This window comes from Nitratiruptor sp. YY09-18 (assembly GCF_016593235.1).
Lineage (GTDB): Bacteria > Campylobacterota > Campylobacteria > Campylobacterales > Nitratiruptoraceae > Nitratiruptor.
Genome location: NZ_AP023065.1, coordinates 1,049,486 through 1,073,033 on the forward strand (window position 1 = coordinate 1,049,486; position 23,548 = coordinate 1,073,033).

Sequence of the window (23,548 nt, forward strand, 5' to 3'; positions counted from 1 at the left end):
ATTCAATCCTTAAATGCTATGCGCTCAGCTTCTGCTAGAAGCTCTCTTGCTCCATTTTCAATCATACTTTGGGCAAGTTCTTGGCCTAACTCCTGGTAGTTCTCCACACTGCCAAAGACTTTGTCTTTGAGGAGCTCTTTGCCGTTTGGAAGACCCACTACTGCACGAGCAACGATATCACCATTTTCCAAAACCTTCGCATTGACTCCTATTGGAACCTGACACCCACCCTCAAGTACCTCAATAAAATCTCTCTCCACAATGGTCTCTATCTGGCTCCTCTCATCATTGAGCTTCTTTACAATATCCAAAACTTCTGGCACACACTCTATTCCCAAAGCCGCCTGACCCATTGCCGGTATCATGAGATTATCATCAATCTTTTGAACATATTGGACACTCTTCAAAAGTCCTAAACGCTTAAGACCTGCATAGGCTAGAATAATAGCATCAAACTCACCATTTTTAAGTTTATTAATTCTTGTATCTACATTACCGCGTAAATCCTTGATCTGCAAATCTGGGCGGTAATGCAGTAGCTGCATCCGTCTTCTAAGACTTGTCGTACCAACGACTGCATTTGGAGGAAGATCTTCAATGCTTTCATATTTTTCACTCAAAAAAGCATCATTGACAACTTCTCTTTTTGTAATCGCTCCAAGCACAAGACCTTCAGGTAGCTCTGTTGGCACATCTTTGAGACTGTGTACTGCAATGTGTGCATCGCCTCGTAGCATGGCTTCTTCGAGCTCTTTTGTAAAAAGTCCCTTACCTCCAATGAGTGCTAGAGGCGTATCGAGGATCTTGTCCCCTTTTGTTTTAAAAATTTGTAGCTCAACCTCATGCCCCATCTGCTCTAAAAGACTTTTGATATGGTTCGACTGCCAAAGGGCAAGCTTACTTCCTCGTGTAGCAATAATTAGTCGCATTATTTACTCTTTTTTGGGATAAACTTTTTGTATTTTTCACGTCTTGGATCATACTTATTATCTATAAACACTGTAGGAGTGCCCTTAATCATAAGTTCCCTTGCGATATCGGCATCATGCTGTAGCTCTGTAATCACCTCTGGAGAGTTAATCTGCTGTGGAGTTAGTTTAATTCCAAGCTTTTTATCCAACTCTTGGAGTGTCTTTTTCTCATCTTTTTGCGCGTAATCAAACTCAGTTTTATAGATCTTTTCAATCGCCTCTTTGTTTCCGTGTTCTTTGAGATAAATAATAGCTTTTGCTAGCGCTACGCTTGCAGGATGAAGTGTTTGGATCGGAAGATGGTAGTAATACAATACAAAAGTGTCAGGATATTTTTTGGTCAGCTCTATTAATTCAGGTACAACTTCACGACAAAACGGACAGAGAGGATCACTAAAAACTACAATTTTATGTTTTGCATTTTTGTGCCCATAGAGAAGATGTTTATCATCGTAGAACCTATCTTTAAAATCGAGCACTACCCTTTGTTTGAGACTCGTATTTGTTTTGATATCTACAAGATCTGGAGCCACATATCTCTCATTGACAAAGATTATATCCCTATCAGTAATATTTTGCTCTTTGTTGCCCCTTTTGATACCTATATCAAACTGCACAACATACGCAGTCCAGCCTTGTGGCTTTTCCATCTCCTTTTTATCCAAAACCTTCGCATTATAAACTTTGATTTGTGGATTTGATGAGAGGCCTCTTTTGACAAATTTTTCAACATCTTTATCAGTAGTTTTTGCAGCACTCAAAGCAAGAGCAGAAACTAAACTAACGCTCAATAATCTCAACATCAATGACATCACTATCCTCCATATCTCTTTTGGATTTCAATTTAAATATTTTCCTTGCAATAAAACGCGAAAAGACACCAAATTGCAACAAGATTCCCAAAATATCAGTAAAAAAGCCAGGAATTATAAGCAAAATGGCTCCAAGGAGTATGTAGAGATTCATACTCTCAAACTCTTCAACACTTATCTCACCATTTGCAAGAGCCTGCATAGTAGCCATCATCTGGATATGCATATTTTTGATTATCCAAATTCCATAGATAGCTGTTGCTATGATCTCTACAAAAGTCCAAAAAGGACCTATAAGCGAAGCTATCTTGACTGAAACAAATGTCTCAATAAAAAGGTAGAGAATAAAATAGATCAAAGGCTTCCTTTTGGACTTTTTGTAAGTATAATAAATTTCTCTTAATAACCTAAAATCTCTAAGATTTTTTCAAATACCTGCTCTTTTTCACTATCTGTTTTTTCGAGTGTTTTGCGATCGATTATTTGTACTTTTCCCTCTTTGAGCCCTTTTCCCACTATTATGCCATATGGGTATCCAATGAGTTCAAAATCTTTGATCTTAGGCCCGAAACGATCAGCTCTATCATCTAGCACTACTTCTACTCCCTTTTGTGCTAACTTCTCATAGAGCTCTTCGCCAAATGCCAACTGCTCTTCATCTTTGATATTTGATATGATAATACATACTTCATATGGAGCGATTTCTCTAGGCCAGATACATCCTCGCTCATCATGATTTTGTTCAATTGCTGCTGCTACAAGCCTACTGACACCGATACCATATGTCCCCATGACAAACGGCTTTGCTTTGCCATCTTTATCGAGGAATGTTGCTTGCATTGCTGCACTGTAGCGCGTGCCAAGCTGAAAGATATGACCAACTTCTATACCCTTTTTGAGCTGTATCGCTGCACCACATTCTGGGCACAAATCATCCTCTTTTACCTGGACAATATCGGCAAATAGTGCATCATCAAAATGGGAAAGATCAGCATTTATAAGATGGTAATCTTTGCGGTTACCTCCACATATGAGCCCTTTTGCACCTTTGAGATCTTCATCTAAAACTATGCGACACTGCTGCTCATATGGAGCAATGAAGCCTGGCACTATTCCAGCGGCCTCGAGTTCTTCTTCGCTTACATCTGCTAACTCGTTTGCTCCTACTGCATTTTGCGCTTTGACCTCTTGGAGTTCATCGCTGCCACGCAAGAAGAAGAGTACAATCTCTTCATGCTCATCATAGATAGCTTTCTTTGCAACAGCTTTGACGAAATAGTAGGGATGTACTTTGAAAAACTCGCTGAGCTCATCAATAGTAGTAAGTCCTGGAGTATAAAATGGTTCAAAATTGCTAAACTCCGGTGCCTCTACTGGAGGTGCGGGCTTTTTGCGTTTGGCAGTTTCTACATTTGCTGCATATTCACAGGATGTGCATATTGCAATTGTATCTTCCCCACTCTTAGCTATTACCATAAACTCTTTACTAGCACTCCCTCCAATTGCTCCCACATCAGCATCTACTGCACGAAACTCCAATCCCATGCGAGAAAAGATCTTTCTGTAAGTCTGCTCCATAAGAGCATATTCTCTTTTCATATCCTCCTCATCTGCATGGAAAGAGTATCCATCTTTCATCACAAACTCGCGCCCTCGCAAGAGTCCAAAGCGTGGTCTTGCCTCATCGCGAAACTTGAGGTTTATCTGATAGAGATTGAGTGGAAGCTGCTTATAGCTTGTAACGCGATTGCGCACAAGATCAACCATCATCTCTTCATGGGTAGGTCCAAGGATGAAGCAGTTATCTTTGCGATCACGAAAACGTAAAAGCTCTTTACCATATTTTTGAAATCTCCCACTCTCTTGCCATAGCTCGCATGGAGTTACAAAACCAAGCTGTACCTCCTGACATCCAGCTTTATCAAGCTCCTCCTTGATAATTGTGCGAATCTTGTCAAGGACTCTCTTGCCATATGGCAAAAAGTTATATATCCCGCTGGCAACTTGAGTGATAAACCCACCTCTTACAAGATAGATATGGCTTGGCAAAACTGCATCTTTCGGTGCCTCTTTTACTGTTGGCAAAAAGGCTTTTTGTAGTCGCACATTAGCTCCTTAAATTCATAAAATATTCGCATTTATAGCGGTTGAGACCCACATCATCTTCGATATCAAAGAAATATTTGATTGATTCGACAATAGTATCTGCACTTGGTTCATCTGCAATTGATTTGAGCTTTTTGGTTGGATCGTGCAAAAATTTATTAAAAGCATTATGCAAAAGCTTCTCTACGCTCTTTGCACTCTTTTGATCTATATAGCCCTTTTTAATGGCTTTTTCCAATTCGCTCAAAGCTGCCTCTTTGGCACGAGCTCGAATCTCTTTGATAATTGGATCAATTTCTAGAGTCTGGAGCCATTTGAAAAACTCCTTCACATAATGGCCAACTATTTTATATGCCACTTTTGCCTGTTCTTCACGAAATGCTAAATTTTTATCTACAATCTCTTTGAGATCATCCACTGCATAGATCCTAATAGAGCTACTCTCAATTGGCTCAATATCGCGAGGTATTGCCATATCAAACCAGATGCGTTCAAACTCTTTTGGCTCTACCATGTTTGCTGTTATTATTGGCTCTTGTGAAGATGTGGCACTAAAGAGAAGACGATAGCTGTTGATGAGACGTGCAAGATTTGAGATATGCTCTACTTGAATGTTTGGATCTATCTCTTGGGCAATCTCTTTTGTTTTATCAAGATTACGACCAACCAAAATCACGTTGCAGCTTTGCGCTCTTAAATGTTTTGCTGCCAAACGACCCATCTCGCCTGCACCTACAACGACTGCACTATATCCTCCTAGATTGCCAAGCTTCTCTCTTGCCATGGCAACGGCTGCACTTGCAACCGAGACCGGACTTTTGGTCACTTGCGTAGATGTACGCACCTCTTTGGCACATTTGAAAGCATAGTGCATCACACGGCCAAGTTTTTGTGCACTCCACCCCTTTTCAAAAGACTCTTTGTAAGCATCTTTGAGCTGACCCGTGATCTGCGTCTCACCAATGACGAGACTATCAAGACCACTTGCTACGCTAAAGATGTGGTGTACCGCGCCATTATCCTCATATACATCAGCTCTTCCTTCTAACTCTTCTTCATCCACTCCCGAGACTTGATGGAGCACTGTAAAAATTTCGTTAGAAGCTCTAAATGGATCACTAGTGCTCAAGATTATCTCTACACGATTGCAGGTAGATAGAAGAATGAGCTCATGTATAAATTCTGTGTCAAGGAGCTTTTTGGCAACCTCTTCTCTCTTTTCTTCTTGTGCAAGAGCCAATTGTTCACGAAGAGCCACATCGCAGTTTTTGTATGAAAAACTTACTACTACATAGTGCATCAGTAAGTCCTCTCAATGAGCTCTTCCATGATTTGGCGCAGCTTCTCATCACTCTTATGTAACTGTTCTAAAGCCTCGTGCCCAAGTGCTCGTGCTTGCTCTTTTGCTCTTTGTATAGCACCCGTCTCTTCAAATTTATCAAAAAGCCACGCTTTTTGCTCTGGGTTAAGCTCTTTTTTGAATAAATATAGTAGCTTTTGGCGATCATCTTCGCCCAATGATTGGTAGAGATAGATATACGGCAAAGTTGTTTTACCCTCTGCGAAATCTGCAAGAGCCGGTTTGCCAAGAGTCTGCTCATTTTGCGTGATATCTAAAATATCATCGACTATTTGAAATGCAAGACCGAGGTTTTTTCCATAGAGTCCATATGCCTCACTATCGAGTCCAGCTAAAATGGCAGCACTCTTTGCACTTGCTTCAATCAATGAAGCAGTCTTTTTGTAGATCATGTCGAAGTAGCTCTCTTCATTACTATTGAAACTATTGGAAAGTTCCACATCTTTTAGTTCACCAAGACTTAGAAGTGCAACAGCATGTGAAATAGTTTGTGCGATTTGGGAAGAAAATTTTGTCAGTTCATAAAAGGCTTTGGAGTATAAAATATCTCCTAGCATGATGGCACTTTTGTTACCAAAAATTGCATTGATTGAGTCTACACCTCTGCGCTTAGTAGCTTCATCAATCACATCATCGTGCAAAAGACTTGCTGCATGGATCATCTCCACTATTGCAGCAAGCCTGACAGCTTCTGGAGTTTTTGCAATTTGTAGAATGAGCTTGGTGCGCAGCATCTTACCGCTTGGCACCTTTGTAAAAAGCTCGTAGGATCTTTCATCTCCTAATTCTTGAACAAATTGCTCTATCTGTTTTGTTACTGCAGCTACCAATCTCTCCCTTTATTCGCTTTGACTCAATATCTTACCCATGTATTCGATATAGAGTGAATTTTTCTTCTGTTCAAGGGCTGCTTTTTTAGATTCATCATAGATAATCTGTTTCACTTCCCTCTCCACATCAAGGCCGCATTTCTCCTCGATGATGAGCTCCATAGCAGCCATCCACTCTATAATGTTTTCAAGTTCACCTTCCACTACATTGCGATTGGCATGAAATACGATATCTATAAATCTGCTCTTTGGTGTTCCACCCAATACATCATCATCTTCAAAATACATTTCCCCTCCTTTTAAAGAGATTTAGTATAGCAAATTTTGGCTTGGAGAAGGTAATTGTATAAAACATCAAAGGAACTATTAAGAGATTTATTACCGTTGCCCACGCAATACCATAACCAAGAGTTACTGCCATTGGTTGGAGAATGAGACTCTGCCCGCTTGCAAAGAAGATGAGTGTTGATAGACCTAGTACGGTCGTTACAGATGTGAGAATAATAGGTCTTAAGCGAAGACTCGCTCTACGAATAACACATTCACTATCCTTGCACTCTCGTATGAAATCAAGCATAATGAGCCCATCATTAACCACAACACCGGCAAGACCAACAAGCCCCAAAAGTCCTGGCATTGTGAGGTTGAGTCCCATAATCTGATTGCCGATGAGAACCCCTAGGAGTGAAAGAGGTATGACACTGAGGACTATGAGGGTGTGGATAACGGAGTTAAACATCAATAGTAGCGCAGCAAAAATCAAGAAAATTGCTATGATAAAGGCTCGTGTGATCTCTCGCATGAGCTTTTCATTCTCTTTTTGCTCCCCTTTGATTTTAATACCAACTCCTAGCTTTTTAATTTTCTCTAATACTGGAGCAATCTTGTCATAGAACTCAGCTGAAGTGATTTTGTGTTTGTCCAAAGATGCATAGACAGTACGGATCTTCTCACCATTCTCTTTGATAATATCATAGAAGTGATCGATTTTGACAAATTTTACAATTGAGGTGAGAAGCACTTTTTGATTGGTATTTGGTACATCGATGCGCAAATCTTGCAGTTTATCGATACTGTCTTTACCCAGGCGTTTGAGTTTGATATAGATGAGTTTATTATTGCGAAACATTTTTGCCACTTCTGCATCAAGATAGAGAGAGCGTAGATAAGATGCCAAATATCCTTCAGTGATTCCTAGTTTTTGTCCATAGTCATTGAGCACAAGTTTGAGCTCCTTTTCACCCTCTTTGGCATCATCAGTGATGTTGTAGACTCCATCAATCTTTTGCATCGCATCTTCTAAAATTTTAATAGCCTGCAAAACTTGGCTATCTTTTTCATAAACCAATGATATCTCCACATCACTTTTGACAATTCCAGCTTGCGGTACAATTACATTTATCTCCTCAAAGGGTTCATGCTGAAACTTTTGCACAATCTTTTTCAAATCCTTAGCAATTGCAGAAGCACTGCGATCTCTTTTCATATCGCTATCATCATACTCGACTGAAAAGAGTGGCGTAATATAGCGATCTACAAAGTTTTGGGGCTTAAGTTCATGGAGGTTGATAAAGATATGAAAGAGATTGTCTCCTAGTTGTGCATTATTTTTGGCATCAAGTTTCATCCCCACAATTGTTGTAACAGATTTGACCTCATCTTTATTGATATGATGGATAATCTCTTTTTCTACTGCAGCAACGATCTTTTCTGTATCTTTGATATCGTTATTGACGCTCACTCGCCCTGTAATATAGATTTGTGTTGTATCAAAACTTGGAAAGAGCTGGAATTTCGCTTTTTTCATAAGCATTCCGGTTGCAAAAAGAATGGAGATGATTATAAGCATCAACCACAAAATATTGTGTCGCAAGAGAACACGGAGCAGTTTTGTATATTGTTTACCAAGCCTCTCCCAGAGCCTGCTTCTCTTTTCCTTTGAAACTTTTAAAATATCTTTAGCGTGCAGAGGAAGAAAATAGAAAGCCTCAAAAAGAGAACTAAGCAACAAGATAGAGATAATAATTGGCAAAATGCGGATAAATTTGCCCATCTCACCACTAAGAATTATAAGCGGCAAAAAGGCAAAAATAGTCGTTGCAGTTGCGGTTAGGACCGCAGGAAACATCTCTAGTGCACCATTAATTGCTGCAGTTTTAGGATCATCACCATTTTCAAGGTGCCTATAGATATTCTCAGCTACGACAATCGCTTCATCCACTAGCATCCCAAGTGCAATCAATGCTCCAAAGAGTGAGAGCATATTGAGGCTGTATCCCAACATCTCCAAAGCTATAAGCCCGATCATGAAGCTCACTGGTATTCCCATAGCCACTACAAGAGCTATGCGCCAGTTGACACTGAGTAAAAGAGCAAGAGTGACAAGTATGAGACCAAAGAAGAGATTGGAAGTTACTGTGTTGAGTCTGTTTCTAATCCAAACAGATGTATCAGTATAGACTTTAAGCTCAAAGCTAGGATATTTTTTATTAAACTCCTCTAAGACCCTCTTGATTTTCCTTACCAACTCTATAGCATTGCCGTTTTGTGTCTTTGTGATGTTGATCGAGAGGTTTGGTTTGCCATTAAAATGTGAAAGCATCGCAGGATCACTAAGTCCAAATTTGATCTGTGCAATCTGTCCGAGCAAAACCCTCTTGCCACCAACCTCTATGATCGTATTTCGCAGCTCTTCAACTTTTTTCTTGCCATTTTCTGTAGTGAGAAAGAAGTGGTTACCTCTTTGCTTGATCGCTCCAATAGGAAAAATTGTAGAGAGATTTTGAATCTGAGAAGCTAGTAGAGAAAAAGAAATACCCAGCGCATCTATCGCATCTTTATCGATAGCAATCTTGAGCTCATCCTCTCTCCATCCTCTAATATCTATATCGCTCAAATCTTTGATAGAACTGAGCCTATCTTTGAGATCGTTGGCTACATCGAGGAGTTTGTGTTGGTCATTTTGCGACGTAGCAATTGCAATGAGCACAAGAGGAAAACTCTTTTTCATTACTGTTGCAACAGGCTCATCCATATCTGGAGGGAGATCTTTTTTGATTTTGGCGATTTTGTCTTTGACATCATTGAGAACTATGAGATTATTTTCCCCCTCTTTGATATCAGAGACTATTGTAAACCGGCCATTTTTAACAATTGCATCGATATCTCCAAGTCCTTGTACGTTTTTGAGCTCATCTTCGATATTTTGCACCACCATCTTATCAAGGGTCTGCGCACTCGCTCCTGCATAAGAGCCAGTAATGAGAATCTTGTCTAAAACAACAGGAGGAAAGATCTCTTTTGGAACATTTTTGTATGCAAAATAGGAAAGAATTACTATGAGAAGAAGAAGTGTATGATTGAGCGCACTTTTGTTAATCGCAAATTCTATAAATCGTCTCATTAAAAAATAGCATCCATTACTTGATTTTTATATCTTTCATACTCGAGTTTTTGGCGCAAAAGCCTATTCTCCTCTTTTAAAATCTCATAATCATCAAGAAGTTTATTGATGTTGCGGCTTTTATAATATATCTGATTGCTCAGCCAAATTTTTGGAAAAAAGAGCGCAAGAGCCAAAATGAGGGCAAAGAGAACATAAATGAGCTCGCTAATCCCTACTCCTTTTTGCCTCTTTAGATCGATCGACTCTAAAAGCTGCTCTTTATCGCTGCGTTCCATTATCATCCCTAAACTGAAAAATTCTTAGCTTCGCGCTTCTACTACGAGGATTTTGCGCAATCTCTTCTTGCGTTGCGACTATCGGCTTTTTTGTTAAAATCATTCCCAATTGATGATCACCTTCACACTCACACCGCATGCTTTGTGGCGGACAGATACACTTTTTCGCCCACTCTTTGAATCTTTGTTTGACTATTCTATCTTCAAGCGAGTGAAAAGTAATAATGCCTATTTTAGCACCTTTTGGTTTATAAAGTTCAAGTGCATCGAGTAGTTTTTCAAGCTCTATTAGTTCTTGATTGACCTCTATACGTATGGCTTGGAAGAGTGTTGTGGCTGGATGAATTTTGCCTTTTTTGGGTAAGACTCTGCTTGCAATTGCAGCCAACTCTTTCGCACTTTTTATCGGTCTATTTTTAATAATCTCTTGCGCTATTTTGGCAGCATTTCTAATCTCACCATATTTATAGAAGATCTCTTTGAGCTGCTCTTGAGAGTAGTTGTTAACTACATCATACGCAGTGAACGGATTTGTTCTATCCATGCGCATATCAAGTACATCACTGTCGAAGCGAAAACCCCTCTCAGCCTTATCAAGCTGCAGTGATGATACGCCAATATCAGCCAAAAGCCCTTTGATAGGGAATTTTTCCAAAAGCTTTGGAACTACTTCAGAATAGCGTCCTCTATAGATTTTGATACGATCACCAAACTCTTCGAGTCTTTTACGAGAAAACTCTCTCGCCTCTTCATCCTGATCGATTCCAAGGATTTTGATATTTTTGTTTGCTTCTAGCAGTGCCTCAGAGTGTCCACCATAGCCCAATGTAGCATCTATAAAGTAACCATCGATCTCTTTAAAATTTTCAACAACTTCATCTAGGAGCACAGGAATATGAGGTATCTGCATTATAGCCCTTTGATCACATCATAGACTGTATCTATCATCGTATCTACCTCCTCATATGAAATAATATAAGGTGGCATGAAATAGACTACCGAACCCAAAGGTCTAATAAAGACACCCCTTTTGAGAGACTCTTGATTTATTTGTAGTCCGATGCGTTTTGCTGGATCATACCCTTTTATCTCAACTGCTGCGATCATCCCTGTTTGTCTCACATCTGCAATATTTGGAAGCTCTTTAAATTTTTCTAGCTTTTGCGCAATATATGTAACCTTTTTAGCATTTTTGGCTACAACATCTTCTTTTTCAAAGATATCAAGTGTCGCATTTGCTGCTGCACACGCTAGAGCATTGCCGGTATAACTGTGAGAGTGTAAGAATGCTTTAAATTCATTATAGTCGCAGTAAAACATCTCATAGACTTCATCTGTGGTAAGTACTACTGCAAGAGGCAGATACCCCCCAGTCAAACCTTTCGAGAGGCACATGAAGTCTGGCTTGATCCCGGCTTGCTCACAAGCAAACATCGTCCCAGTGCGCCCAAATCCGACAGCAATCTCATCTGCGATAAAAAAGATCCCATACTTCTCACATAGCTCTTTTGCGAGTTTGAGAAAATTGGGATGATACATATGCATATAACCGGCACACTGTACAAGCGGCTCTACGATGAATGCGCTGATATTTTTATGCTCTTTTTCTAAGAGCTTTTCAAACTCTTTGGCTGCATCTTTGGCAGCTTCTAAAGATCTATCTTTTGGAACAGGAGTTTGCAATGTTTTTATCATAATCTCTTTGTAAGTATCTTTGTAAAGCTCTACATCACCCACTGCCAAAGCTCCCAAAGTCTCACCATGATAACTATTTGTAAGGGATACGAAGTATGGTCTTGTTTCGCCTCTATTTTTGAAGTAGTGGAAACTCATCTTCAAAGCCACCTCTATCGCACTACTTCCGTTATCAGCATAGAAGCACTTATCAAATCCAGTAAGTGCACAGAGTCGCTCTGAGAGTTTTACTATCTGCTCATGGGTAAAGCCTGCAAAGATAACATGCTCGAGCTTTTGCAGCTGCTCATTGATTTTGGAGTTGATATATTCATTGCTATGACCAAAGAGGTTGACCCACCAGCTACTTATGCTATCGATGTATCTGTTGCCATCAAAATCGTAGAGATAGACCCCCTTCGCTCTTTTTATAGGTATGAGAGGAATTTGCTCATGATCTTTCATCTGCGTGCAAGGATGCCATATGTATGCAAGGTCTCTGGCCATCAACTCCGCATTGGTCATACCGATCCTTTTAGTAAGAATTAATTACTCTTTGAGTAAAATGTTTTCCAAAATTATACAAAGGTTCTCTTATGATAAGCTGGATGCAAAAACATAGAAAATATTTAGTTATTACAATTTGGATAAGTACCATTGCATTCGTTGGTGCTGGATTTGTAGGCTGGGGAGCATATAAGTTTGGCTCTCATGGAGATAGTGTGGCAAAAGTAGGTGATACAGACATCTCCATCAAAGCCTTTGCCCAGAAACAAAATGAGATCTATAACTACTACAACAAGATGTATGGTGGACAGCTTGATCAAGAAAAAGCTAAGCAGCTTGGAATTAACAAGATCGCTTTGCAATCACTCATCCAACAGACGCTCTTGCTCAACTACGCAAAGGATCTTGGACTTCGTGTAAGTGATGATGAAGTGGCAGCATATATCCAGCAAATGGATGTTTTCCAAAATTCGGGTCAATTTGATAAAGAGCTCTACCTTAAAATTCTCAAACAAAACCGTCTTCGCCCAAAAGATTTTGAAGAGAGCATCAAGACAACACTTCTACTCAAAAAACTGCAAAACGCCCTCAAACCCACTCTCTACCCAATTGAATACAACACAACCGCTTCAGCACTCTATATCGGTGATAAGATCGAGTATAAACTTCTTGATGCCAACGATATCAACATCTCTGTCACACCGCAAATGGTGCAAAAATATTATGAGGAGCATAAGCGTGATTACCTCTCACCAAAAATCTATAGATTCAACAAGCAGGTAGTATTTCCGAAAAAAGAGGGGATTTCTGAAAAAGAGCTACAAGAATACTATAATTCTCACAAACTCCGTTATGTTGGAAAAAATGGCAAGATTTTGCCATTTGAAAAAATTAAAGAGAGAGTCTTGGCCGATGTGGCCTTGAAAAAGAGTAAAAAAGAGGCTTTTCAAACATACCTAGCGATCAAAAAAGGCAAACTCCAACCACAAAGTGAAGTCAATCTCACCCAAGAGAATCTTCCAGCAAAAATTGAAAGAGCAAAACTAGAAAAAAATAAAACATTTAAGCCATTCATTGAAGGTGATCACTACGCTATTTATAAATTATTACAAATCGTTCCCCCAAAACCGCTCCCTTTAGAAAAAGTCCAGTCAAGAGTTAAAAAGGATCTACTATATTCACTCAAAACCAAAAAACTCTTCGCTCTTGCCAAAAAAGAGGTAAAAAATTTCCAGGGCATAAAGACTTCTGATTATATCTGTCGTGATGATGCTGAAAAACTCCAGCTTGATAAAATCGTAGCGATGGAATTTCTCAAAAATCTCTTTCTCTCAACGAAGCCTCAAGGATACATCCAAGTCTCACCAACACAAGTAGTACTCTATCGCATTTTAGATCAAAAACTACAAATGCCGCATAAATGGGATAAAAATAAAGCCTATATTTCCGATAATGGTTTACAACTCAAGAGTTATCTCATAAATGCAAACATTTTAAGAAAGTTAGAGAAGCTTTATCCAATTACTGTTTATAAAGGATTATAATTGTCCAAAGCAATTTTGGCCATTGATATTGGATCTACAAAAGTTTGCGCAGTTATCGCCCAAAAAAATGGTGAAAAGCTTGCAGTTGCAGGCACGGGTGTTGCAAAAGCGCAAGGCCTGAAAAAGGGTGTAATAACTAATATCGATATGGCATCACGTGCTATCAAAGAGGCCTACGAAAATGCCAAGCGTGTTGCAGGCACGACCCCTGGCAAAGCTATTGTCTCAATCTCTGGGGCATATGTCAAAAGTACCAACAGCAACGGTATTGTTAATATCCCTAACAAAGAGATCTCGCTTGATGAGATCAACCGCGTTATGCAAACAGCAATCTACAATGCCAATATTCCTCACGAATATGAGATAATCCATGCACTCCCCTATAAATTTAAAGTAGATGATCAAGACTTTATCGAAGATCCACTTGGCATGAACGCTTCTAGACTAGAAGCAGATGTACATATCATCGCAGCTCCAAAATCGAGCCTCTTTAATATTCGCAAAGCTGTCAGACAAGCAGGTATTGATATAGCTAATGTCGTCCTCACGGGCTACGCTTCAGCAATCGCTACCCTTACGCCAGAAGATAAAGAACTTGGTGCTTGTGTTATTGATCTAGGTGGTAGCACATGCAATCTTGTCATCCATGAAGGCAACTCTATTGTCTATAACGATTTCTTGGCAGTTGGTTCTATGCATATTACAAATGACCTCTCCATGGCATTGCATACACCACTCTCCACTGCCGAGGAGATAAAGATCTTTTATGGTGATCTCAAAGAGCCTCGAAGTGATTATATTGAGATTCCAATAATTGGAGATGACGAGGAGACTCACCAGGTCTCACTTGAGATTGTTTATAATGTCATTCATGCGCGTGTAGAAGAAACACTCATGATTTTGGCTCAATCTATTGAAAAGAGTGGTCTCAAAGATCAAATAGGTGCAGGAGTAATTCTCACTGGGGGTATGACAAAACTTGGTGGCATTAGAGAGCTAGCAAGTGTTATATTTGATAACTCTCCAGTACGCATAGCCAAACCAAAACCCCTTGCAGGAATCGAAAATGATCTAAGTGATCCAAGTTTTTCTACAGTGGTAGGACTCTTGCTCTATGGGGCTGGTGAGCATACAATGTATGAAATTGATTCAAATAAGAACCTTCGCTATAAAAGTGAGGAGTTTTTTTCCGATACTATGCCAAAGCATGAAGAGAGCGTCGCAGAAGAAGCTACTTCAAATAATGCTTTTGAGCTAGAAGAAAACTCTTTGGATGAACTCTCAAACACTTTGCAGTTTGAAGAAAAGAAGAGCTCATTCAAAGAATCATTAACCAAATTTACACGCTGGCTCACACAGCTATTTTAGTGAACACTCTAGGAAGGATGGAAGATGGAGGCTTTTAATATCGAAGAGAGAAAGAGAGTAACTGGCGCAAATATCAAAGCCGTAGGTGTAGGCGGTGGTGGTGGCAATATGATAGGCCATATGATTGAACAAGGGATAGATGGTATTGAACTATTGGTAGCCAATACCGACTCTCAAGCTCTTGCTACATCCCAGGCACATGTAAAAATTCAACTAGGCGAGAAGACTACACGTGGACTAGGTGCTGGAATGAAGCCTGAGATTGGACGAGAAGCTGCACTTGAAAGCTATGAATCTATCAAAGAAAATCTTGACGGAGCAGATATCGTCTTTATCTCTGCAGGAATGGGTGGAGGCACAGGAACGGGTGCTGCACCAATCATTGCTCAAGCTGCAAAAGAGGTAGGTGCTCTGACAATCTCAGTTGTGACAAAACCTTTCAAATTTGAAGGAAGACGCAGAGCAAGACTTGCTGAAGAGGGAATCAATGAACTCAAAAAAGAGAGCGACTCAATCGTAGTAATTCCAAATGACAAACTCCTTGCAATTGTTGACAAAAAACTAGGAATCAAAGATAGCTTCAAAATCGTTGATGATGTCTTGGCTAGGGCTGTAAGTGGGATCAGTGGTGTAATCCTCTCTTATGGTCAAAATGATATCAATCTCGACTTTGCAGACGTACAAACTGTCATGAGTCACAGAGGCCTTGCACTTATGGGTGTCGGCGAAGCTGAAGGTGAAAATAGCGCCTATGAAGCGATCAAAAGTGCGATCGAATCACCTCTGCTTGACAATGTGTCAATCAATGGTGCTATGGGCGTACTTGTCCACTTCACTATCCATCCAGACTATCCGCTTGTAGATATCGGTGAAGCTATGGATATCGTCTATGAGAGCGCTGATGAAGATGCACATGTTATCTTTGGTACTACAACAAATGAAAACATGGCACCAGACCAAGTTAAAATCACACTCATCGCTACAGGATTTGAGCAAAAGATCCAAGAGGAGGAACCGTTAAAAGTTGTAGAACCTCTCCAAAACAGCATGAGAATCAGTAAAAGAAAAGTGAGTGGTGGGATAGATGAGAGCGAAGATGTTCTCGATATTCCTACATGGATGCGTAACCAAAGAGACTAATTACTCTACCACTTTTATAGGCCCCTGGGCCTTTCCTTCCAAAAATTGCTGCACATACGGATTTGAAGAGTTTTTAAAACTCACTTCATCTCCATACTCGATTATCTTTCCATCATAAAGCATCGCAAAGTAGTCTCCCGCTTTAAAGCTCTCTTTGATATCATGACTGATAAGCACTGAAGTGACATGGAGTTCTTCTTGCATACGGCGAATTAGCTGCGTGATAAGATCGCTTGTAATGGGATCCAGCCCACTTGTAGGCTCATCATAAAGAATTATCTGGGGATCGAGAACGATACTGCGAGCAAGTCCAACTCTTTTGCGCATACCACCGCTTAGTTCATCTGGATAGAGATCGAGCACCTCTTGCGGTTTGAGGCCAACCATCAAAAGACGCTCTTCAACCTTTTTACGAATCTCTTGCTCACTCATATCTGTATGCTCACGCAGTGGGAAAGAAACATTTTCATATACATTCATACTGTCAAAGAGCGCTCCACTTTGAAAGAGATAGCCGATTTTTTTGCGCATGCGAAAAACTGTCTCCTCATCAGCCCTTGCCATATCCACATCTTCTACCCACACTTCCCCTTTATCAGGTATGAGAAGCCTTACAATATGTTTGATGATTGTCGATTTTCCACCACCAGAGAGTCCCAATATAACTGTAGTTTTACCTCTTACAACATTGAGATTGACACCTTTGAGCACCTGCTTGTGACCAAAACTTTTATAAAGATCTTTGATTTTTATAATATGATCCACCACTATCCCTTACAGCAAAGATAGAGTCTCCTTGCAAGCAGAAGTAAAAGCGAGAGGGCTAGAAGCTGGAAATCTAGCTCACTTGCTTTATGTGCATTTTGAAAAACTGGATCGTTGACTATACTCTCACCAAGTGCTTGCATCGAAACTATCTGCTTAGTATAGTACAAAGTAAATAAAAATATCATCAATACAGCCGTTCCAGCTGCTGGAACTACAATTTTATCTCTATCAAAAATTTTATATGCATACGCTTCACGAAGAATTATGATGATAGCCAGAGTATTGAGAAAGTAGTTTCCTTTAAGAAATATTGCAGTCATGATAAGACCCATCTGGTAGTGATTGAGCAAATTTGTGCCTATATAATCATTTGCATGAAATACGACAGGAGCCACAAAAACTCCAACTGTTAGCACATATCCCAAACCGACTCCAAGAAGTATGAGATACACAATATCTATCCATTTTTTAACCATTTTTTTTCCTTATAATAAATCCTCTATCAAGATTTGCATAATCTTTATAAAAAGTTAGCGCTACATCTGCCTCTTTCGCTGTGACATACTCCTCAATATACTCTCTTTGATCATATCCCATCTCACATGCCAAGATTTTTGCATCTTTAAAGAAAAATGTATCTATAATTCTTTGCAGTATCTCATCACCTCTCTCTCCACCAAAAAGAGCACTCTGCGGCTCAAAATCACGTACACTCTCTTGCAAAGGATAATCATTGGCGATATAGGGTGGATTGCTCACAATAACATCGATTGGACTGTTTATACCATCTAGAAAAGATGTATGCACAAACTCTATAGCTACATCATGGAGTGCTGCATTTTTTTGAGCAATTGCTAGAGCTTCTTTGCTAATATCTGTTGCGATAATTTCGATATGTGGAAAGAGCTTTTTGAGCATGATGACAATCACACCACTACCTGTCCCAATCTCAGCGATTTTCTCATCTCCTTGCAAAAGAGGCTGGAGATTTTCTATAAGTAACTCCGTTTCTGGTCTGGGTATGAGAGCTCCATAATCGATGAAGAACTCTTCACCATAAAAGCTCACTCTCTTTGTAATATACTCAACCGGCTCCCCGTGGCTTCTACGCTCTATAAACTCCCAATACTTCTTACTCTGTACAATCTCTTCAGGATGAGCATGGAGGTAGATGCGATCTTTGCCAAGGCTATGTGCAAGAAGCAGTTCAGACTCAAAAAGAGGCCTCCGTGCTACCTCTTTTAATCTTTTTGCACCTAACTTCAAAGCCTCATCTATCTTCATCGATTGCTGCACACTCACCTTTGAGGGCTTCATCTGCTTCGCTCTCCTCTTCAAATCCAAGCGCTTTGAGTCGCTCTAGAATTGGCGGGTGAGAGTAGTAAAAGAAGATATAGAGTGGATGCGAGAGTGGAAAATGGGCATTCTCTTCTACTAGTTTCAACAAAGCGTTGCGCAAATTTGCTCTACCGCCAAGCTCACTCCCATAACGATCTGCTGCATACTCATTGCGACGACTCACGAAATTGATAAGGGGCATAAAGAAAAAGAAGAAAACCGGGCTAAGAAGCAAAAACATAGCTATAATGCTATAGGGAGCATCTGCTGGAATACCCACCTTTTCATAGAGCGATGCAGGCAGATTGGCAAAGATGTAAAAGAGTGCAAAAAACATCACGCCCATCATGAAGATATTTTTGAGAATATCTTTATGCTTAAAGTGTCCTAACTCATGACCCAAGACCGCTAGAAGTTCGCTGCGTGAGAGCTTTTGTAAAAGTGTATCAAAAAGCACTACTCTCTTGCTTTTTCCTAAGCCCCCAAAATATGCATTGAGCCTTGTATCTCTTTTGCTTGAATCAACCACATAGACACCATTGGCTTTAAATCCACTTCGTTCTAAGAGTTCATTGATATCTTTCTCAAGCTCTTTATCTTGCAAGGGAGTAAACTTATTGAAAATTGGAGCAATGAGTATAGGATAGATTGCATTGATAAGAATTATAAGCCCAAATACTACTGCAAATCCCCATATCCACCAGTTTTGGACATTGACAATGATCCAGCTTACTATATAGACAATGAGAGATCCAAAAATCAAAAAGAGCGCTGCAATTTTGAGCTGATCAGCTATGAAAAGCTTCCATGTCGATTTGTTAAATCCAAACTCTTCATCGATAACAAACTTCTGATAAATATCAAATGGAAGAGTGACAAGATAATTAATAGCAAAGAAAAGATCGATATAGACCACACTTTTAAGCACCACATCATCAATCTGGATCATCTGATCAAGCATGCGCAGACCAAATCCCATCCAAAAGATAAAGAGAATATATTCGATAAAAGCCTCTGCGATGACTACTCGCTCTTTTTTTATAGCATAGCGTCCAGCTTTGAAAAATTTACTCGGCATCATAAGCACAGGCTTGCCATCTTTTGCCTTGGCAACGAAGCCTGCTTGCATAGTTGCTATGTAGATTTTGATGAGGATATACAATCCATAAAAAATGCTTACACCAAGCATTATTGTCCTTTTTGAAAATTTAGACTATTATACACAAACCATATTAGTTAGGCTTTACTAATTTTTTTATCAATTTAATTTAAAAAGGTCATCAATGACTCTCATAGATCTCATTGGAATAAAGAAAAACTACGAGGCACAAAAGATATTGTGCAGTGTGGATATAACTATTGATGAGGGTGAGAGGATTGCAATCGTTGGGAAAAATGGCAGCGGCAAATCAACCCTCATGAAGATCATTGCTGGAATCGAACAGCCCGACGAAGGAGAGCGTCTTGTGCGCCAAGGTATTACTATCAAGATGCTGCCACAAGTCCCTCAATTTGAAGCGCATCTGAGTGTCAAAGAAGCGATTTTAGAACAGCTCAAAGAGATAAATGAAGCCAAAAAGCGTTATGAAGAGCTCACCGAAAAAATAGCACAAGATCCACAAAACCAAGAGTTCCTTGCGCAACTCAACGAACTCAATAACTATCTTGACTATCACGATGCGTGGAATATCGAAGAGAAAATTGAGCGTATTTTGCAAGAGTTTCGCCTCAAAGAGTATGAAGAGAGGCTGGTTAGTTCGCTGAGTGGTGGCGAGCAAAGAAGAGTGGCTCTGGCTGGACTTTTGCTCCAAAAACCGGATGTCTTGCTTCTTGATGAGCCTACGAACCATCTCGATGTCTATATGGTGGAGTTTTTGGAAGAGCTCATTCTCAAAGAGCACTATACCCTAATTTTTGTGAGTCATGATCGCTACTTCATCGACCATATCGCTACAAGAGTAGTAGAAGTAGAAGATTGCAAACTTAGAAGCTTCAAAGGTGGATATAGTGACTATCTGCACCAAAAAGAGGAGCTCTTGCAAAATCTACAAAAACAGCACGAAAACCTCCTGCGCCTACTCAAGCAAGAAGAGGAGTGGCTAAGACGCGGAGTGAAAGCGAGAATGAAAAGAAATGAAGGACGTAAAAAGAGAGTTTTGGAGCTCCGAGAACAGGCGAAAAAAAATCCTGCCATGATCAAAAAGATCCAGCTCCAGCTCCAAAGAGAAAAGAAGCACTTCAATCGTGAAGATGGAGTAAGCAAGAAAAAAGTCCTCTTTGAGATTGAGAATATCTCCAAAACCTTGGGTGGCAAAACACTCATAAAAGATTTTACCACACGCATACTCCAGCGCGATACCATCGCAATAGTTGGGAAAAATGGTGCTGGGAAGTCTACACTTCTTAAGATTTTGCTAGGCCAAATGGAGCCAGATAGCGGAGTGATAAAAAGAGGCGATATCAAAATAGGCTATTTTGATCAAAACCGCTCCATGCTCGATGATGATAAAAATCTCATCGAAACCTTCTGCCCCAATGGAGGTGACAGAGTCCAAGTGGGTGGCAAGAGTATGCATGTCTATGGTTATCTCAAAAATTTTCTTTTTCCTAAAGAGTTTTTGGATAAAAAGATTGGCTCATTGAGTGGTGGCGAGAAAAACCGCGTAGCTTTGGCACTTCTCTTTACCAAAGATGTGGATTGTCTCATACTCGATGAGCCTACCAATGATCTCGATATTCCAACTATCAATATCCTCGAAGAGTATCTGCAAAATTTCCAAGGGTCAGTCATATTTGTGAGTCATGACCGCTACTTTGTAGACAAAATTGCTAAAAAGCTCTTCATATTCAAAGGAGACGGCCAGATAGAGGAGACATACCAAAGCTACAGTGAATATCTTGCAATCGAAAAGGAGCTAGAAGATATTCAAAACCTCATAACCGCTTCTCAAAAAGAGCCTCCCAAAGAGCGTATCAAAAAGAGAAAACCAAAACTCTCATACAAAGAGCAAAAAAGATTAGAAGAGCTTCCTACTCTCATAGAAGAGCTTGAAGAAAAACTTGCCCAGCTCAATGAGTGTCTGAGCGACCCTTCATGCTACGAAGAGCAAGGTCTTCTCAAACTCTCTGAAGAGTTTGAGGCTTTGCAGCAAGAGCATGAGAAACTTATGGAAGAGTATATTAATCTCGAAGAAAAAAAGGAAAAAATAGAGAATGAAATTTCAGATCAATAAATATCTCATCGATGATATTATCAATTCGGAGCATCCGAGCGACTTTGAAGTTACAAAAGAGTATGCGATATTTATCTTGCGCCTTCCCTACATCAAAGATGATAAAGTAAAGATTATTAGCTATGCATTCTTGATAAAAGAAGGGAATGTGTATGAGTATTGTCGCAGTGCCAAAGATTTTGTGCAACTAGGTGACTTTGCAACATTGCACAACTTTTTAGATGTGAGAGTTGATAAGATATTGGCAAAGATCTCACGACTTCACACAAAAATAGAGAAAATGGAAGATATGCTCTATGAAGATACGTATGAAGGAGATTTTGCAAAAGATTGGATAGAGATCAAGAAAGAGCTCTCACTCATTGAACGCCTCATGGCTCATGCGATGATAGCTTTTAGCCGCTTTATCAAACACTACAAAGATCGTATTGATGAGCTTGCCTATAAAGATCTCGAAGAGCATATTGAGCGCTCTTTGCGCTTTTGTCGCAGTGGTATGGAAAAACTTGATAATCTCTACAGTTTCTATCGCACAAGAATAGATGAGCGGATGAATATGATAATGTTCATTCTCACAATAATCTCAGCGATCTTTTTGCCTATGACACTGGTCACCGGATTTTTTGGTATGAATACGGGAGGGCTTCCCTATACCCAAGATCCGCTGGGTACATGGAAAGTGACTCTCTTTCTTGTAATTTTTGAGATACCTTTTGTTTACTTTATCTGGCGCCTCATGAAAAAGAGCTAGAGGAAGCGGAGAATCTCCTCTTCGATCTGCTCTTTTGGGACGACCAAATCGTGCACAATAGGCTTATGAAAAAGCGCAGCTATAGGCTCTGGGATTTTGACACCAAGCTTTTTAGAGATTCGCTCGAGAGCTTCTTGATCGCGCACCCCCCTCTCACCCTCAATCGCTACGAGAACAGTTGGAGCAAACTTTGTCCACTCTGCAGTAGAGTAAGCTACATTTTTATCACTGCTATATTTTTTATACAGCTTAATAGTCGTTGCAGTGTGAGGATCCATGAGATAGTTTTTTTGTAGAGCGTACTCTTTGATGATCTCTTTGACTTCACTATCGAGTGTAAAATCAGCGTCAAAATCTTCGCGAAGACTCTGCAGCTCATCCACGCTTAGTTCATAAAAGCCTTGTTCTTGGAGACTCTCCATCAGCTCTTTTGTTCGCTCTGGCCCAAATTTGTCATAGAGCACTCGCTCAATATTTGAGGATTTGAGGATATCCATAGCCGGTGAGCTTGTCTTGATGAGCTCTTTGTTGCGCAGATCGTAGCGCCCCTCATTGATGAGTTGAGTAAGGACATTATTGGCATTGGAGGCTATGAGAATCTTTGCTAGAGGTGTGCCCATCTTCTTGGCATAGTATCCACCCAACGCATTACCAAAATTTCCACTTGGCACAATGATATTAGTGGCATCGCCCATACCAATTTCTCCGCGCCTCACAAGCTCAAGATAGCTATGGATGTGATAGATAATCTGAAAAATAATACGACCAAAATTGACTGAGTTTGCAGCTGAGAGTTTGATATCTTTTTGGGCAAGAGTCTCTTTGAAACGCTGGGATGCAAGGAGGTTTTTGAGTGCTGTCTGCGCATCATCAAAGTTACCTATAATTCCGATGACTTTGAGATTTTTCCCATCTTCAGTCACCATCTGCAAGCGCTGTACATCACTCGTTCCACCAGCTGGATACATGCAAGCAACTTTTACATTGTCCCTATTTTTGAATGTCTCGAGAGTTGCAGGACCTGTATCACCACTCGTTGCTGCCAGGATGAGATAGTTCTCTCCTCTTCTTTGCGCAAGTTTTGCCAAAATGTACCCAAAAGGCTGCAAAGCCATATCTTTAAAAGCTCGCGTAGGTCCATGGTAGAGCTCACTGACAAAGAGGTTCTCTTCCACTTTGACTACAGGCACAGGATTACTTGGATCATCAAACTTATCATACAGATCCAACGCCTCTTTTAAAAGTGCATTCTCTATATCGATTTGAAAGAGTTTCAATATAGCAAATGCTAGCTCTTTATAGCTGCTATTGAGATGATTTTGTAAAAAAACTTCATCTATTGTTGGCAAACTCTTTGGGACATAGAGTCCACCAAAGCTTGCACTAGGATTTAAAATCGCTTCCGAAAATGAAACAGTTTTGGGATGATTACCGTCATTGCCTCGCGTCTCAACAAATTCCATCG

Annotated in this window: 21 protein-coding genes; 5 read left to right on the forward strand and 16 right to left on the reverse strand. The window is 40.0% G+C overall.

Annotation, left to right across the window (positions count from 1 at the left end):
* Positions 1-2 precede the first annotated feature (2 nt).
* Genes hemC through JG734_RS05720 form a run of 11 tightly spaced genes read right to left on the reverse strand, consistent with a single transcriptional unit; the run spans position 3 to position 11,959 of the window.
* A complete protein-coding gene (gene hemC / locus JG734_RS05670) occupies positions 3-932 on the reverse strand; it encodes a hydroxymethylbilane synthase (protein ID WP_370583634.1) in 930 nt (309 codons plus the stop codon).
* Complete coding sequence (locus tag JG734_RS05675) at positions 929-1,783, reverse strand: thioredoxin domain-containing protein (RefSeq protein WP_201332335.1); 855 nt, start codon at positions 1,781-1,783, stop codon at positions 929-931. Before JG734_RS05675 ends, hemC begins: the two co-directional genes overlap by 4 nt.
* Positions 1,752-2,141 (reverse strand): FxsA family protein, encoded by a 390-nt coding sequence (locus tag JG734_RS05680; protein ID WP_201332336.1) that lies wholly within the window; start codon positions 2,139-2,141, stop codon positions 1,752-1,754. The genes JG734_RS05675 and JG734_RS05680 overlap by 32 nt, the downstream gene beginning before the upstream one ends.
* Positions 2,142-2,182: 41 nt before the next feature.
* The gene (locus JG734_RS05685; RefSeq protein WP_201332337.1) at positions 2,183-3,889 is read right to left on the reverse strand and encodes a proline--tRNA ligase; all 1,707 of its coding nucleotides are present in this window, start codon (positions 3,887-3,889) and stop codon (positions 2,183-2,185) included.
* Between the two features lies 1 nt (position 3,890).
* Positions 3,891-5,189, reverse strand: coding sequence for a glutamyl-tRNA reductase (hemA, locus tag JG734_RS05690; RefSeq protein ID WP_201332338.1), 1,299 nt, complete (start codon positions 5,187-5,189; stop codon positions 3,891-3,893).
* Positions 5,189-6,079 (reverse strand): polyprenyl synthetase family protein, encoded by an 891-nt coding sequence (locus tag JG734_RS05695; RefSeq protein WP_201332339.1) that lies wholly within the window; start codon positions 6,077-6,079, stop codon positions 5,189-5,191. Before JG734_RS05695 ends, hemA begins: the two co-directional genes overlap by 1 nt.
* Positions 6,080-6,088: 9 nt before the next feature.
* Positions 6,089-6,367, reverse strand: a complete 279-nt coding sequence (locus JG734_RS05700; RefSeq protein WP_201332340.1) for a DUF2018 family protein — start codon at positions 6,365-6,367, stop codon at positions 6,089-6,091.
* Positions 6,357-9,482 carry an efflux RND transporter permease subunit gene (locus JG734_RS05705; RefSeq protein ID WP_201332341.1) on the reverse strand — a complete coding sequence of 1,042 codons (3,126 nt, stop codon included), beginning with the start codon at positions 9,480-9,482 and terminating at the stop codon, positions 6,357-6,359. Before JG734_RS05705 ends, JG734_RS05700 begins: the two co-directional genes overlap by 11 nt.
* The gene (locus tag JG734_RS05710) at positions 9,482-9,760 is read right to left on the reverse strand and encodes a hypothetical protein (protein WP_201332342.1); all 279 of its coding nucleotides are present in this window, start codon (positions 9,758-9,760) and stop codon (positions 9,482-9,484) included. The genes JG734_RS05705 and JG734_RS05710 overlap by 1 nt, the downstream gene beginning before the upstream one ends.
* On the reverse strand, positions 9,744-10,670 hold the full coding sequence (gene rsmH / locus JG734_RS05715; protein ID WP_201332343.1) for a 16S rRNA (cytosine(1402)-N(4))-methyltransferase RsmH: 927 nt from the start codon (positions 10,668-10,670) through the stop codon (positions 9,744-9,746). The genes JG734_RS05710 and rsmH overlap by 17 nt, the downstream gene beginning before the upstream one ends.
* Positions 10,670-11,959 carry an adenosylmethionine--8-amino-7-oxononanoate transaminase gene (locus JG734_RS05720; protein WP_201332344.1) on the reverse strand — a complete coding sequence of 430 codons (1,290 nt, stop codon included), beginning with the start codon at positions 11,957-11,959 and terminating at the stop codon, positions 10,670-10,672. The genes rsmH and JG734_RS05720 overlap by 1 nt, the downstream gene beginning before the upstream one ends.
* Positions 11,960-12,030: 71 nt before the next feature.
* Here JG734_RS05720 and JG734_RS05725 point away from each other — a divergent pair, with 71 nt between their 5' ends.
* Genes JG734_RS05725 through ftsZ form a run of 3 tightly spaced genes read left to right on the forward strand, consistent with a single transcriptional unit; the run spans position 12,031 to position 15,993 of the window.
* Entirely contained in the window at positions 12,031-13,485 is a 1,455-nt protein-coding gene (locus tag JG734_RS05725) for a peptidylprolyl isomerase (protein WP_201332345.1), read from the forward strand.
* A complete protein-coding gene (gene ftsA / locus JG734_RS05730; protein ID WP_201332346.1) occupies positions 13,486-14,853 on the forward strand; it encodes a cell division protein FtsA in 1,368 nt (455 codons plus the stop codon). It abuts the gene before it with no gap.
* Between the two features lie 24 nt (positions 14,854-14,877).
* Entirely contained in the window at positions 14,878-15,993 is a 1,116-nt protein-coding gene (gene ftsZ / locus JG734_RS05735) for a cell division protein FtsZ (RefSeq protein WP_201332347.1), read from the forward strand.
* On the opposite strand, the gene JG734_RS05740 is transcribed toward ftsZ, so the two are convergent.
* From JG734_RS05740 to JG734_RS05755, 4 genes are read right to left on the reverse strand one after another with little or no spacing between them, the layout of a single operon-like run.
* Entirely contained in the window at positions 15,994-16,749 is a 756-nt protein-coding gene (locus tag JG734_RS05740) for an ABC transporter ATP-binding protein (RefSeq protein ID WP_370583635.1), read from the reverse strand.
* An 11-nt stretch (positions 16,750-16,760) separates the two neighbouring features.
* On the reverse strand, positions 16,761-17,237 hold the full coding sequence (locus JG734_RS05745; RefSeq protein WP_201332349.1) for a DUF4149 domain-containing protein: 477 nt from the start codon (positions 17,235-17,237) through the stop codon (positions 16,761-16,763).
* Positions 17,230-18,078, reverse strand: a complete 849-nt coding sequence (prmC, locus tag JG734_RS05750) for a peptide chain release factor N(5)-glutamine methyltransferase (RefSeq protein ID WP_201332350.1) — start codon at positions 18,076-18,078, stop codon at positions 17,230-17,232. Before prmC ends, JG734_RS05745 begins: the two co-directional genes overlap by 8 nt.
* Positions 18,032-19,288 carry a M48 family metallopeptidase gene (locus JG734_RS05755; protein ID WP_201332351.1) on the reverse strand — a complete coding sequence of 419 codons (1,257 nt, stop codon included), beginning with the start codon at positions 19,286-19,288 and terminating at the stop codon, positions 18,032-18,034. Before JG734_RS05755 ends, prmC begins: the two co-directional genes overlap by 47 nt.
* Positions 19,289-19,382: 94 nt before the next feature.
* On the opposite strand from JG734_RS05755, the gene abc-f reads away from it, so the two are divergent.
* Together abc-f and JG734_RS05765 are read left to right on the forward strand one after the other, a co-directional pair.
* The gene (abc-f, locus tag JG734_RS05760) at positions 19,383-21,332 is read left to right on the forward strand and encodes a ribosomal protection-like ABC-F family protein (RefSeq protein ID WP_201332352.1); all 1,950 of its coding nucleotides are present in this window, start codon (positions 19,383-19,385) and stop codon (positions 21,330-21,332) included.
* The gene (locus tag JG734_RS05765) at positions 21,313-22,083 is read left to right on the forward strand and encodes a magnesium transporter CorA family protein (protein WP_201332353.1); all 771 of its coding nucleotides are present in this window, start codon (positions 21,313-21,315) and stop codon (positions 22,081-22,083) included. Before abc-f ends, JG734_RS05765 begins: the two co-directional genes overlap by 20 nt.
* Here JG734_RS05765 and thrC read toward each other — a convergent pair.
* Positions 22,080-23,546: a threonine synthase gene (thrC, locus tag JG734_RS05770; RefSeq protein ID WP_201332354.1), complete on the reverse strand. Its 1,467-nt coding sequence runs from the start codon at positions 23,544-23,546 to the stop codon at positions 22,080-22,082. The genes JG734_RS05765 and thrC overlap by 4 nt on opposite strands.
* Positions 23,547-23,548: the final 2 nt, after the last annotated feature.

Bases quoted from the DNA above. Each gene is read 5' to 3' on its own strand.
- ftsZ (WP_201332347.1), top strand. From the start codon at position 14,878: ATGGAGGCTTTTAATATCGAAGAGAGAAAGAGAGTAACTGGCGCAAAT.
- JG734_RS05765 (WP_201332353.1), top strand. From the start codon at position 21,313: ATGAAATTTCAGATCAATAAATATCTCATCGATGATATTATCAATTCG.
- thrC (WP_201332354.1), bottom strand. From the start codon at position 23,546: ATGGAATTTGTTGAGACGCGAGGCAATGACGGTAATCATCCCAAAACT.
- hemA (WP_201332338.1), bottom strand. From the start codon at position 5,189: ATGCACTATGTAGTAGTAAGTTTTTCATACAAAAACTGCGATGTGGCT.
- JG734_RS05725 (WP_201332345.1), top strand. From the start codon at position 12,031: ATGATAAGCTGGATGCAAAAACATAGAAAATATTTAGTTATTACAATT.
- rsmH (WP_201332343.1), bottom strand. From the start codon at position 10,670: ATGCAGATACCTCATATTCCTGTGCTCCTAGATGAAGTTGTTGAAAAT.
- JG734_RS05710 (WP_201332342.1), bottom strand. From the start codon at position 9,760: ATGGAACGCAGCGATAAAGAGCAGCTTTTAGAGTCGATCGATCTAAAG.
- JG734_RS05745 (WP_201332349.1), bottom strand. From the start codon at position 17,237: ATGGTTAAAAAATGGATAGATATTGTGTATCTCATACTTCTTGGAGTC.
- JG734_RS05755 (WP_201332351.1), bottom strand. From the start codon at position 19,288: ATGCTTGGTGTAAGCATTTTTTATGGATTGTATATCCTCATCAAAATC.
- abc-f (WP_201332352.1), top strand. From the start codon at position 19,383: ATGACTCTCATAGATCTCATTGGAATAAAGAAAAACTACGAGGCACAA.
- JG734_RS05720 (WP_201332344.1), bottom strand. From the start codon at position 11,959: ATGACCAATGCGGAGTTGATGGCCAGAGACCTTGCATACATATGGCAT.
- JG734_RS05675 (WP_201332335.1), bottom strand. From the start codon at position 1,783: ATGTCATTGATGTTGAGATTATTGAGCGTTAGTTTAGTTTCTGCTCTT.
- prmC (WP_201332350.1), bottom strand. From the start codon at position 18,078: ATGAAGCCCTCAAAGGTGAGTGTGCAGCAATCGATGAAGATAGATGAG.
- JG734_RS05705 (WP_201332341.1), bottom strand. From the start codon at position 9,482: ATGAGACGATTTATAGAATTTGCGATTAACAAAAGTGCGCTCAATCAT.
- JG734_RS05700 (WP_201332340.1), bottom strand. From the start codon at position 6,367: ATGTATTTTGAAGATGATGATGTATTGGGTGGAACACCAAAGAGCAGA.